Source organism: Streptomyces sp. NPDC005752, from assembly GCF_040630715.1.
GTDB lineage: Bacteria > Actinomycetota > Actinomycetes > Streptomycetales > Streptomycetaceae > Streptomyces.
In genome coordinates this window covers 159,180-171,115 of sequence record NZ_JBEXYB010000009.1, presented here as the reverse complement: position 1 = coordinate 171,115, position 11,936 = coordinate 159,180, and the positions used below count along the sequence as shown (strand labels likewise).

The following is an 11,936-nucleotide window of genomic DNA, read 5'->3' as shown; positions in this document are numbered from 1 at the left end:
CGCGGAGAGGGCAGGATTCGAACCTGCGTGGGTTTTGAGGCCCGACCTCGAGATGTTCTCCTGGTCCCCGATAAGCCGCTCCGGGCACCTCTCCTGGTGGTGACGGTGGCCGGGGGTGCCGGCCGTGTCGCGGAGAGGGCAGGATTCGAACCTGCGTGGGTTTTGAGGCCCGACCTCGAGATGTTCTCCTGGTCCCCGATAAGCCGCTCCGGGCACCTCTCCTCGTTCCCGGCTTCCGGTTTCCCGTGCCGTTCACGAGAACAACATTGGCAGGGGGTTCTGATGAGACGCTGACATCCTCCTGACGTGGTCGTTGAATTCCTTTCCGGTCTTCCCCTCAGTGTGGCGTCGGTGCTCTACTCGCACCAAAAGGAACACCTTCCGAAAGGGGTACGGGCATGCCCGCGACCACTGCCGACACCTCGGTTTTCGAGGCGATCCGGACACACACCCAGAGCGAGAACGCCAGCGCCTTCCTGGCGCTCAACAGCGGCAACAGCACCTTCACCACCCCAGGTACCGACGGAGTGGTCGTCTACCGCCGCACCGGCGGTTACGCGGTCCAGTTCGGCGGCCCCTTCGCCGCCCCCGACGCATACGACACCCTCCTCGACGGCTTCCGTCAGTACGTGAAGGACGAGGGTCTGGAGCTCGTCGGCGTGCAACTCCAGCGTGCCGACGCCGAGCGCTACGCCCGGCACGGCTTCACCGTCAACCAGGTGGGCGCCTCCTGGGCCGTGCGGCTTCCGGAGTTCTCCCTGCGCGGCACCCGCTTCATGCAGTTGCGGAACAAGATCTCCCGCGCGCACCGCAACGGCCTCGTGATCCAGGAGGTCACCGCCGAGGACTGGCAGGGTGCGATAGCGACGATCGACGAGGCATGGCTCGGCTCCAAGGGCGGTGCACACCAACTCGAGTTCCTGGTGGGCCAGATCGGCGGCGAACCTCAGGCGCAGCGCCGGCTGTTCGCCGGCACCATCGAGGGCGCCCCGGTGGCGTACATCTCGTACTCGCCCGTCTACGGCGAGCGGGCCGGCTGGATGCACGACCTGAGCCGTCGTGTGCCGGAGGGCTCTCCGGGGCTGATGGAGGCCATCAACGCGCACGCCATCGAGGTGTTCCGCTCCGAGGGCGTGGAGTGGCTGCACTTCGGGTTCACGCCCTTCACCGGACTCGACGCGAGCCATGAACTCGATGGCCACAGCCCGGCGTTCCAGTGGCTGATGCACGCCCTCTGGGCCGAGGGAGCCGCTCTCTACCCGGCGCAGACCCAGCTTTCGTACAAGCAGAAGTGGGCCCCTGACGAGCTCATCCCGGAGTACGTCGCCTTCGACCGGCCGAACGCCTCGCTCGCCGGCTTCGCGCACGTCTTCCGTGCCTGCAAAGCCTTCTGACGCACCACCAGCACACCGCCGCCATCACACGACGAGGAGCCGGAACAGTGAGTGACAGCAACGAGGCCACGACCACCGACAGCACCGGGGCCACGGCCACCGAAGCCCTCCAGCAGGCCATGGTCGGACAGCTCATGGCCATCATCGGAGCCCCCGACGACCAGGACGTGGCCCGCGCCGCGGACGACATCGTCCAGGAGCTCGACGTCCGGCTTCGCGAGGCCCGGACCGTCGCGGCCTGAGTGGAGGAAGGGGCCCGGGTCCCCAGGAGATCACCTCTTCTGCGGCCGGGTCCGATCAGCCCAGTATCAGTGTCACATCAGCGGAGCACGGAACGCTGGACACACGTTCGCCCGGCGGCCCGGTCCGGAGTACCGCACTGTGCTCCAGCGGTCCGGGCCGACGGGCGGTCGGCGCCCGCCTTCCGTCACGCCCACGGAAGCACTGTCGACCCCCGGCGCAGCCACGTCCCGCAGGGCAGCGGCGCCGCTGCCCGCTTCGGGCACTTCTCCCAAGGAGAGCAACGCATGCAGCGTCCGCACGTCCAAGAAGCCCAGGTCATCGCCGCTCCCAAACAGCGCGGCGGCGCTTCGGCCACGTTCGCCGAACTCCTCAAGCGTGTGAAGGCGGAGGGTCTCCTCGACCTCGATCCGCGCTACTACATAGGCCGCCTGGCACTGAACACCACGCTCATGCTGCTCGGGTTCGCCGCGTTCTTCGCACTCGGCGACTCGTGGTGGCAGCTTGCGGTGGCGCTGTGGATGGGCCTGTGCGGCGGCCAGTCCGCCTTCATGTGGCACGACGCGGGCCACAAGGCCATGTTCCGCAGCAAGAAGGCCGCCTCCGCCATCGGGTACTTCCACGCCAACCTGGTCAACGGTGTCAGCTTCGGCTGGTGGGTCAACCACCACAACCGGCACCACAGCAACCCCAACCACCTGGACATGGACCCGGACATCGGCCGGCGCACCGCCATCTTCGACATCAAGCAGTACCCCACCCGGCGCGGCACGCAGAAGTTCGTGGTTCGCTACCAGAGCGTACTGTTCTTCGCGCTGCTGGTCCTGGAGTCCTTCAAGATGCTGAAGACGGCCATCCTGTCCATCGCCCAGGGCAAGACCAAGCGCCCCGTGCTGGAGACGTTCCTGCTCGTCGCGCGGGCGGCCATCTATCTGACGCTGGTGTTCACCGTCCTGTCGCCCGTCCTCGCGATCGCCTTCGTCCTGGTCCAGCAGGCGGTCCTGGGCGTCTACTTCGGGATGATCTTCGCTCCCAACCACAAGGGAATGGCGATCCGCGACGGTGACGCGGAGACCCTGGACTGGCTGGAGCGCCAGGTCCTCACGTCCCGGAACATCCGCCCGTCCCTGCTGATCGACTTCCTCTACGGCGGACTCAACTACCAGGTCGAGCACCACCTGTTCCCCGCCATGCCGCAGAAGAACCTGGCACGCGCACGCGAGCTCACCCGGGAGTACTGCGCCGAGCGCGGCGTGCCCTACCACGAGGTGGGGTTCTGGGCCTCCTACCGCGAGGTCGCCTCGTTCCTGCACGAGGTCAGTGCACCGGTGCGACGCGGCGACGTCGAGGAGCAGATCAGGCGGAACGCGGAGCGTGCCGCCTGACCGGCGGGCGCTTCCTCTTCACCGCCTCCCTGACTCCACCGCCTTTGTGACTCCACCGGTTCTGCGCCGTCCCGGCCGGCTCCGGTGTTCCCGTAACCGCACCACCTCATCCGGCTCCGGCCCCCGCCCCGGACATGTGCGGGCCCCGGGGGCCGTCCGGATGGTGCCGGGCCGTGCGGCGGGGGCCACGACCTCGCCGGGGCGTGTCACCCGCCACGACCCGTCCCCTCCGCCCCGCGTCCCGGGCCACCGGGTCCCGCCGCCCGGCCTGATCCTTTCGATGCCCCTAGGAGCCACGCGCATGTCCCAGACCACCACGGCGGTGAGCAGAGCCGTCTCTCCCGCCACGATCGGGGTCCGCCTGGACCGTATGCCGATCACCCCGATGCACCGCAGCCTGACCGCGGTCGTCGGGATAGGCCTGCTCTTCGACACCTTCGAGAACAGTCTGTCGGGCACCATCGCCAAGGTGCTCCAGGAGGACTTCACCTTCGGAGCGACCTCGCTCAAACTGGTCCTGGCCTCCGTGTTCATCGGCCAGTTCATCGGCTCGCTGGTGCTCGGCCGGGTCGCCGACCGGCTCGGCCGGCGGCGGGCCTTCCTGATCAACCTCGCGATCTACTCCGGCTTCTCCCTGCTCGGCGCCTTCTCGCCCAACGCGGAGTGGCTGATCGTGACCCGCTTCCTGGCCGGCATCGGCATCGGTGCCGAACAGGCCCTGTCCGACTGCTACCTGGCTGATGTCCTGCCCGCCGCCAAGCGCGGTCGGTTCATCGCCTGGGCCTACACGATCGCCTTCTGCGGGGTGCCCGCGGTCGGCTTCGCCGCCCTGTGGCTGGTGCCTCTGAGCCCGCTGGGGATCGACGGCTGGCGCTGGCTGTTCGTGATCGGCGCACTCGGCTCGGCCGTGGTGTGGGTGCTGCGCCGGCGGCTGATCGAATCCCCGCGCTGGCTGGCGGCGAACGGCCGTACCGAGGAGGCCGACCTGCTGGTGTCCCGGATGGAGGCCCAGATCCCTGGCGGCCGGCCGGCCGGGGCGCTGCCGGTGGAGCACGAGGCGCCCGTCGCCGGGCGGACCAGGCTGAGGGACATCTTCGCCCGCGGGCTGAGGCGCCGCACCGTGATGCTGTGGATCTTCTGCTCGCTCTCCGTGGTCGGTTACTACGGCTTCGGTACCCTGGCCCCGCAGATCCTCGCGGCGAAGGGCTACGACATCGTGGCGGGTCTGGGCTTCACCGCCCTGTCCTTCCTCGGCTACCCCGTCGGTTCGGCGCTGTCGCTGCCGATCATCGACCGCATCGAACGCAAGACTCTCGTCGCGCTGTCCGGAGCCGCGATGGTCGCCGCCGGAATGGGCTTCGCCTTCACCGACTCGACCGTCCTCATCGTCGCGTTCGGCTTCGGGTACACGTTGTGCAGCAACGTCTTCTCCAGCGTGTCGCACGTGTATCTCTCCGAGCAGTACCCGACGGCGATCCGGGCCACCGCGTCCGGGATGGCGTACTCGCTGTCCAAACTCAGCGCCGCCGCGCTGCCGTTCGTCCTGCTGCCCGTTCTCGACTCCTACGGACCCGTCGCGCTGTTCGGGGTCATCGCCGCCTCGATGACCGCACTGGCCGTCACCGTGCTCACGCTGGGCGAGCGCACCACCGGAGTCTCCGTGGACCAGGTCCTGGACTCGATGAACAAACCTACTGTGAAGAGGAGTTGACGATGACCTATGTCATCGCCCTGCCCTGTGTCGATGTGAAGGACCGTTCCTGCATCGATGAATGCCCCGTGGACTGCATCTACGAGGGCCGGCGTGCCCTCTACATCCAGCCCGACGAATGCGTCGACTGCGGGGCCTGCGAACCGGTGTGCCCCGTGGAGGCCATCTTCTTCGAGGACGACGTCCCGGCCGAGCTGGGCGATCACCGCGGGTCCAACGCCGACTTCTTCGACACCCTCGGCTCGCCCGGAGGCGCGGGCGGTCTCGGTGTCCTCGACCACGACTCCCCGCTGGTCGGGTCCCTGGCACGGAAGGCGGTGCGGTCATGAGCGGACTCCTCGCAGGCAAGCGCATCCTGGTGACGGGCGTCGTCACGGAGGCGTCCATCGCCTTCCACGTCGCCCGGCTCGCTCAGGAGGAGGGTGCCGAGGTGGTGCTGACCGGCTTCGGCCGGCTTTCCCTCATCGAGCGGATCGCAGCCCGGCTGCCCAAGCCGGTTCCGGTGGTCGAACTGGACGTCACCGACCAGACGCAGCTGGACACGCTCGCGGAACGCATCAGCGCGTCCGCCGACGGGTTCGACCGCCTCGACGGCGTCGTGCACTCCATCGCGTACGGGCCCCAGGGCGCCTTCTCCTTCCTCGACGGCGACTGGGCGGACGTCTCGACGGCCGTGCACGTGTCGGCGTACTCGCTGAAGTCCCTGACCACAGCGTGCCTGCCCCTGCTGGAAGGAGGCGGCGGTTCGGTGGTCGGGCTCACCTTCGACGCGACGGTCGCCTGGCCGCGCTACGACTGGATGGGTGTGGCCAAGGCCGCCCTCGAGTCGACCAGCCGCTACCTCGCCCGGGACCTGGGTGGCAGGGGCGTCCGCTGCAACCTGATCGCGGCCGGTCCGCTGCGCTCCATGGCCGCCAAGTCGATACCCGGCTTCGGAGAGCTCGCCGAGGTCTGGCAGCACCGGGCCCCGATCGGCTGGGACCTCGTCGACCCGGACCCCGCGGCGCGCGGTGTGGTCGCCCTGCTGTCGGACTTCTTCCCGCGCACGACCGGCGAGATCGTCCACGTCGACGGCGGGGTGCACATGATGGGCGCGTGATGAACGCACGCCGAGAGGGCGGGTGATCCGGGCTGGTCCCGGATCACCCGCCCTCTCGGCGTGCGTGGGCTACGCGGTCGTTCCGCCCGGCAGGATCCGGCGGAATCCGGTATACGGGGCGAGGGCCTCGGGCAGCAGGACGGATCCGTCCTCCTGCACGCCCTGTTCCAGCAGGGCGGCGACGGTGCGGCCGACGGGCAGCGCCGAACCGTTGAGGGTGGCGGCCGGGCCCTTTCGGCCGTCGGCCCGCCTGTGACGGATGTTCGCGCGGCGGCCCTGGAAGGTGCCGCAGTCGGAGACCGAGGAGATCTCGCGGTAGGCGCCGCTGCCCGGCAGCCACACCTCGATGTCGTACGTCATCCGGGCGGAGAAGCCGAGGTCGCCGGCGGGCAGCAGGACCACGCGGTGGGAGAGCCCGAGGCGGCGCAGGCATTCCTCGGCGTGCCCCACCATGAGCTCCAGTTGCTCCGGCGCGTCCTCAGGTGCGCAGACCCGGACCAGCTCCACCTTCTCGAACTGGTGCAGGCGCAGGATTCCCCGGGTGTCACGCCCGTACGCCCCCGCTTCGGCGCGGAAACAGGGGGTGCGCGCGGTGAAGGCGCAGGGCAGGTCACGGGCCTCCAGGAGCTGCTGGGCCACCAGGTTGGTGAGCGGCACCTCGGCGGTGGGGATCAGGAACAGCTCCCGATCACCCACCTGGGTACGGAACAGGTCGTCCTCGAACTTGGGGAGCTGACCGGTGCCGGTCATGGTGTCCCGGTTCACGAGGAACGGCACGGAGTGCTCCGTGTAACCGTGTTCACGGGTGTGGAGGTCGAGGAAGAAGTCGGTCAGCGCCCGCTCCAGACGGGCCCCGGCACCGCGGCTGAGGCTGAAGCGGGCTCCCGAGAGCCGGGCGGCACCCGGGCCGTCCAGGATGCCGAGCGACTCGCCGATGTCGGCGTGGTGCGGGGCGTCGGCGTCGTGCCGCACCGTGCCCCAGCGGCGGACCTCCACCGCCTCCTTGTCGGTGTCACCGTCCGGCACCCGGTCGAGGGGGACGTTGGGGATGCCGAGCAGCAGCTCGGAGAGGTCCTGCCCCGCGGACCGGGCCGCGCCCTCCGCCTGCTGTACGTCCGCGCGCAGGGCACGGGCGGCCTCCTTCTCCTTCTCGGAGGGCGGTCCCGAGCGCCCGCGCGTGCGCGAGACGCGGTTCAGCTCCGTACGCGACCGGGTCACCTCGGCCTGGGCCTCGGACCGTCGGCGCATCGCCTTCTCCAGGGCGGCCAGGTCGAGGTCGTAGCGGCGCCGGGCCAGTCGCCTCACGGCGGCCGGCCCGTCTTCGAGCAGTTCACTGGGATCGTGCATGACGGACTCCTCGGGTAGGGAGAGCGGTGGCGGTACGGGTGCCCCGGAAGGCCTGTGGGGGCGGACGGCTCCGAGCCGTCCGCCCCCACACGTGCTGCCGGTGCCGGCCTCAGGGCCTCAGGCCGGAGCGATCGCCAGCGCCGTGTTCTGACCGCCGAACCCGCACGAGTTGCTGAGTGCGAGGTCGATCGGCATCGACGTGGCGGACTGGGCGAGCTTGATGTCGATCCGTCCGTCGGGCATGCACAGGCCCGCGGTGGGCGGAATGATCTCGTGTTCGACGCTCAGCAGGGTGAACGCGGCCTCGACCGCGCCGGCCGCGCCGAGCAGGTGTCCGGTGACTCCCTTCGTGGAGGTGACCAGCGGGTCGCCCTGCAGCGTCCGCTGGATCATGCGTGCCTCGGCCAAGTCGTTGAGCGGTGTCGACGTGCCGTGGGCGTTCACGTGCTGCACGTCGTCCGGGTCCGCGCCGGCGTCGGCGAGAGCGGCGCGGACCGCCGCCTCGATGCCGGCGCCGTCGGGGTGCGGCGACGTCATGTGATGGGCGTCCGCGGTGGCCCCGAAGCCGATGATCCGCCCGTGGACGTGCGCACCGCGGGCCCGTGCGTCCACGACGCGTTCCATGACGAGGATCCCGGCCCCCTCTCCGGCGACGAAACCGTCCCGGTCGGCGTCGAAGGGACGTGAGGCCGACGCGGGATCGTCCTCACGCCGCGACAGCGCGCCCATCTGCGCGAAGCCGGCCATGACCAGGGGAGTGATCATCGCCTCGCTGCCGCCCGCGAGCACCACGTCGCAGCGGCCGAGGATGAGCAGGTCCCGGGCCGTGCCGATGGCGGTCGCGCCCGAGGCACAGGCCGTGGCCACCACCAGGTTGGGCCCGGTGGCACCGAACTCGATGGCCGTCTGACCGGCCAGCATGTTCGGCAACTGCATGGGCAGCAGCAGCGGGGACACCCGGCCGGCGCCCTGCTCCCGCAGCACATCGTGCTGCTCCTCGACCGTGCCGGGACCACCGTCCGCGCAGCCCAGCACCACACCGACCCGCGCCCCGTCCCAGGTGGTCGGGTCGAGACGGGCGTCGGCCACAGCCTCATGGGCTGCGACGAGTGCGAACTGCACGAACCTGTCCAGGCGGTGAGCCCGCCGCGCGCTGAGCAGAGAATCCGGATCGAAGCCGGGGACCCGGCAGGAAAGACGTACGGGGTTGTTCGCCAGTACCGGGTCGAGGGCGGCGGCCGGCCTGCCGTCGCAGACCGCCGCCCAGCTGGGCCCGACCCCGATACCACCCGGGGTGACCAGGCCGAGCCCGGTGACGGCGATGTCCATGCCGGCCATCAGACCTTCGCGCTCCGGTCCTCCATGAGCCGGACCATGTCAGCCACGGTCTCGGCCTCCAGGAGATCGTCGTCGCTGACGTCCAGGTCCAGTTCGGACTTGAGCAGCAGCGACAGCTCCACGACGGCCAGCGAGTCCAGCTCGATGTCTTCCCTGGTGGCGTCCGGGGTGATGGCCTCGGGCGACACCTTGAGCTTGTTGGACAGGATTTCCTTGAGCTGCTCCAGCATGACGGATCCTTTCGAAGGCGTACGCGAAACCGGCGTACGTGAGGGGTGTACGCATACGCGTACGGAATGGCGTGCTGGACAGGGAGTCCGGTCGGCCGGGGGGCCGTCAGACCGGTTGGACCTCGGGCCATACGAGGGTCGTCGCACCCCAGGAGAGGCCTCCGCCGAACGCGGTCAGCAGGACCCGGTGCCCGGCGGTGAGCCGGCCGTCCGCGGCGGCCTGCGACAGCAGCAGCGGGATCGAGGCGGCACCCGTGTTGCCGACCTGGGCGATGTTGGTCAACTGCCTCTCGGCCGGCACCCCGAGGCGTTCCGAGACCGAATCGAGGATCCGGGCGTTGGCCTGATGGGCCGCGAACCGGTCGACGTCCCCGATGCTCCAGCCGGCCAGCTGCGTGGCCTGCTGGGAAGCTCCGGTCATCCGCTCCACCGCGTGCCGGTAGGTGTCCCGGCCGAGCATCCGGAAGTACTGGTCCTCCGGGTCGGTCACCGGACCGGTCGAACGCTGGCGTGAGCCGCCGGCCGGCACCTCGATGAGATGGCTGAGCTCGCCGTCGCTGCCGAGGACCAGCGGGCCCACGGCCCCCGGTTCGCCGACGGAGCCCGCGCGCAGCACCACCGCGCCCGCACCGTCCGCGAAGATGACGGCCGTGGTGCGGTCCTCCGGGTTGACGATCGTGGTGAACGCGTCGGCGGCGATCAGCAGCACGCTGTCGGCGATGCCCGCCGCGAGGAGCCCGGACGCGGTGGCGAGACCGTACAGGAAGCCCGAGCAGACGGCGGCCACGTCGAACGCCGGCACCTGCCCGAGCCCCAGCCTGGCGGCCACCTGGGGGGCGGTCGCCGGGCACGGCTGGTCGGGTGTGGTGGTGGCCAGGACGACCGCTCCCACGTGCTCGTCGCCCGCGGACTTGAGGGCTCGCAGTCCGGCCTCGACAGCCAGGTCGGAGGTCGCGGTGCCGGGCGCGACCACATACCGCTCGGCGATCCCGGTGCGTGAGCGGATCCACGCGTCGGAGGTGTCGAGCCGCTGTGCCAGGTCGTCGTTGGTGACCAGACCGGGAGGCGTGTACGCCCCGATCCCGGCCACCACCGCCGCGGGCCCCCCGCTCATGCGCCGGCCTGCGGACTGCTGAGGGCCTCCAGCGGCAGCCCCATGTACGCCATCCGCGACTCGGCCATCTCGTCGGTCCAGCGCTCGGCCATGTCGTAGCGCTGCTCCGGCGTGGTGTCGAGCATCCGGACGCCCGGCCAGATCTCGTAGTCGCCGATCCTGTCCGCGTGCTGGGCCATGCCCTCCTGGAAGAGCTCCTCGCGGTGGATGACGAACTCACGGTCGGGGATCTCGTCCCAGAGCCGCACACCGGCCCGCAGGATCTCCAGCAGGCGCGGCCGGTACTCGGGGTGCGCGGCCACGTGGTCACGCAGAATCGTGCTGGCCACCGTCAGATGCCTGATCTCGTCGATGGCGGTGCCGCGTGAGATCTCGCCGGTGGCCGGTGACAGCGGGGTCCACTTGCGCTCGCTCAGCTCCGCCGCCGGGGCGAGTACCCCCTCGATGACGATGGCGAACACGGCGACGCCGCCGGCGAAGTCCGCCTGGTCGCGGACGATGTCGAGGGTGAAGTCCACGACCGGGTCCAGGACCCGCTTGCGGTAGTCCGCGGCCATCTCGTCGATGTCCTTCAGGAGCGTCTTCTGCGGGACCCCCAGCTCCACCAGGTGGTTGCGGAAAACACGGGCGTGCCGTGCCTCGTCGATCAACTGGGTCGCGTAGAACTCCATTTCGGGGACGCCGGGGGCGATGGCGACGTAGTGGCCGAGCAGCCGCGTCGCGATCTCCTCCGAAAGCCCGCGGAACCCGAACTCCAGCACCAGGGCGTCGCGCAGGGGACCCGGCTCCTTCAGGAAGCCGGGCACTACGGCGTCCACGTGGTGCCCGGTCTCACCGCGGTCGCGCAGCGTTCCCTGCGCCACCGAGGTGAACCAGTAGGCGAGGTCGCAGTCCTCGGGGCCGAGGGTGAGCTCCTTCGCTCCGTCGAGCAGACCGGGAGCCTTGTCCCAGTCGGCCTCGGGTGCCACAGAACCGGTCATGATGCGGCCGCCTCCTTCGCGGGGTGCAGGGAGCCGGCGAACAGCTCTCCGGCGTAGCTGAACAGGGGATGGGCGTCACCGGCGTTGGCCCGGACGACGTGGCCGAGCAGCAACTCGCTGTCGCCCGCCACGTGTGCGGAGTGGAACCGGCAGGTGTAGTGGGCGAGCGCCCCGGCCAGGAGCGGTGCCTTCGCGTAGGAGTCCGCCGTCCAGGCGAGTCCCGCGAACTGCGCGCTGCCGTCGGGGCGGTCGCTGTTCGCGAAATGGCTCGCCACATCGGCCTGACCGCTGCTGAGCACGTTGACCGCGAACCTGCCCTCGGCGGCCGCGAGCCGTGCGAAGGACGAACCCGCCCGCAGCACGACCCCCACCAGCAGGGGTTCCCGTGACACCAGCGTCACGGTGCTCGCCGTGGTGCCGTGCGGCCGCTCCTGGGGGCCGACCGTGAGCACCGACACGGGGGAGGCCAGGTGGTACAGCGCCCGCCGTCGCTCGGCCGGGTCCTGGCGTACGGGACGCCGAAGGGTACGCACCTCGGTGGCAGCGGTCATCGCACGGCCTCCGGCCGGCGGACCGGCTGCGCCGGGACGTGGCCGACCGGGGTGGGCTCCGTGGCGTGGCCGGCCGGCTTGGGGTGGGCCACCCCCAGGTCGTCCAGGAGCCGCAGGTATCCGGGCTGGCGTACCGGCTCGAAGGGCAGCGCGAACGACTTCATGAAGTTGCCGAACAGGCCGCGGTCCCCGAAGAGGTGGAACGGCAGCACCAGCAGCGCCCACTCCGGCCCCACGAGCCAGCACCACAGCGCCGCGACCGCGGCCTGGGTGATCAGGCTGTGCATGATGTTGTAGAGCACGTAGTAGGCCTTGGGGATCGGCCGCCCGCCGCTGCGTTTGAAGGCGATGGCACCCGGGATGTAGCCGATCAGGTCGATGTACAGGAACAGGGCGATCGCGACCCACCAGCGGATCTCGCCGAAGTGGGCGATGATCAGACCGGTGGTGACGGCGAGGCCCACCAAGTACTCGGCGCGGTGCAGCGAGTACGTTCTCGGTGTCTCGAAAGGATTTGCCTGGTCCATGGTCAGCTCCTGCTGGCAGT

At 70.2% G+C, this 11,936-nt stretch carries 13 protein-coding genes and 2 pseudogenes; 6 read left to right on the top strand and 9 right to left on the bottom strand.

The window, feature by feature from the left end; translation table 11 throughout:
- Nucleotides 1-2 precede the first annotated feature (2 nt).
- A pseudogene (locus tag ABZ441_RS10295) lies at nucleotides 3-94 on the bottom strand.
- Between the two features lie 36 nt (nucleotides 95-130).
- Nucleotides 131-222, bottom strand: a pseudogene (locus ABZ441_RS10290).
- 176 nt (nucleotides 223-398) lie between these two features.
- On the opposite strand from ABZ441_RS10290, the gene ABZ441_RS10285 reads away from it, so the two are divergent.
- The 6 genes from ABZ441_RS10285 to fabI all read left to right on the top strand — a co-directional run bounded on the left by ABZ441_RS10285 (nucleotide 399) and on the right by fabI (nucleotide 5,829).
- Nucleotides 399-1,394 (top strand): DUF2156 domain-containing protein, encoded by a 996-nt coding sequence (locus ABZ441_RS10285; RefSeq protein ID WP_358970522.1) that lies wholly within the window; start codon nucleotides 399-401, stop codon nucleotides 1,392-1,394.
- A 47-nt stretch (nucleotides 1,395-1,441) separates the two neighbouring features.
- Nucleotides 1,442-1,636 carry a hypothetical protein gene (locus ABZ441_RS10280; RefSeq protein WP_358970519.1) on the top strand — a complete coding sequence of 65 codons (195 nt, stop codon included), beginning with the start codon at nucleotides 1,442-1,444 and terminating at the stop codon, nucleotides 1,634-1,636.
- A gap of 285 nt (nucleotides 1,637-1,921) precedes the next feature.
- Nucleotides 1,922-3,019, top strand: a complete 1,098-nt coding sequence (locus tag ABZ441_RS10275) for an acyl-CoA desaturase (protein WP_358970516.1) — start codon at nucleotides 1,922-1,924, stop codon at nucleotides 3,017-3,019.
- 301 nt (nucleotides 3,020-3,320) lie between these two features.
- Nucleotides 3,321-4,730, top strand: coding sequence for an MFS transporter (locus ABZ441_RS10270; RefSeq protein ID WP_358970513.1), 1,410 nt, complete (start codon nucleotides 3,321-3,323; stop codon nucleotides 4,728-4,730).
- Between the two features lie 2 nt (nucleotides 4,731-4,732).
- On the top strand, nucleotides 4,733-5,059 hold the full coding sequence (gene fdxA / locus ABZ441_RS10265) for a ferredoxin (protein ID WP_358970510.1): 327 nt from the start codon (nucleotides 4,733-4,735) through the stop codon (nucleotides 5,057-5,059).
- Nucleotides 5,056-5,829: an enoyl-ACP reductase FabI gene (gene fabI, locus ABZ441_RS10260; RefSeq protein ID WP_358970507.1), complete on the top strand. Its 774-nt coding sequence runs from the start codon at nucleotides 5,056-5,058 to the stop codon at nucleotides 5,827-5,829. The genes fdxA and fabI overlap by 4 nt, the downstream gene beginning before the upstream one ends.
- 69 nt (nucleotides 5,830-5,898) lie before the next feature.
- Here fabI and serS read toward each other — a convergent pair whose 3' ends face one another.
- The 7 genes from serS to ABZ441_RS10225 all read right to left on the bottom strand — a co-directional run bounded on the left by serS (nucleotide 5,899) and on the right by ABZ441_RS10225 (nucleotide 11,916).
- Entirely contained in the window at nucleotides 5,899-7,176 is a 1,278-nt protein-coding gene (gene serS / locus ABZ441_RS10255; RefSeq protein ID WP_358970504.1) for a serine--tRNA ligase, read from the bottom strand.
- A 117-nt stretch (nucleotides 7,177-7,293) separates the two neighbouring features.
- Nucleotides 7,294-8,514 (bottom strand): beta-ketoacyl-[acyl-carrier-protein] synthase family protein, encoded by a 1,221-nt coding sequence (locus ABZ441_RS10250; protein WP_358970500.1) that lies wholly within the window; start codon nucleotides 8,512-8,514, stop codon nucleotides 7,294-7,296.
- Nucleotides 8,514-8,744 (bottom strand): phosphopantetheine-binding protein, encoded by a 231-nt coding sequence (locus ABZ441_RS10245; protein WP_358970497.1) that lies wholly within the window; start codon nucleotides 8,742-8,744, stop codon nucleotides 8,514-8,516. The genes ABZ441_RS10250 and ABZ441_RS10245 overlap by 1 nt, the downstream gene beginning before the upstream one ends.
- A gap of 106 nt (nucleotides 8,745-8,850) precedes the next feature.
- A complete protein-coding gene (locus tag ABZ441_RS10240; RefSeq protein ID WP_358970494.1) occupies nucleotides 8,851-9,858 on the bottom strand; it encodes a beta-ketoacyl-ACP synthase III in 1,008 nt (335 codons plus the stop codon).
- A complete protein-coding gene (locus ABZ441_RS10235; RefSeq protein WP_358970491.1) occupies nucleotides 9,855-10,838 on the bottom strand; it encodes a VlmB-like protein in 984 nt (327 codons plus the stop codon). Before ABZ441_RS10235 ends, ABZ441_RS10240 begins: the two co-directional genes overlap by 4 nt.
- A complete protein-coding gene (locus tag ABZ441_RS10230; RefSeq protein WP_358970488.1) occupies nucleotides 10,835-11,389 on the bottom strand; it encodes a flavin reductase family protein in 555 nt (184 codons plus the stop codon). Before ABZ441_RS10230 ends, ABZ441_RS10235 begins: the two co-directional genes overlap by 4 nt.
- On the bottom strand, nucleotides 11,386-11,916 hold the full coding sequence (locus ABZ441_RS10225; protein ID WP_358970485.1) for a hypothetical protein: 531 nt from the start codon (nucleotides 11,914-11,916) through the stop codon (nucleotides 11,386-11,388). The genes ABZ441_RS10230 and ABZ441_RS10225 overlap by 4 nt, the downstream gene beginning before the upstream one ends.
- Nucleotides 11,917-11,936: the final 20 nt, after the last annotated feature.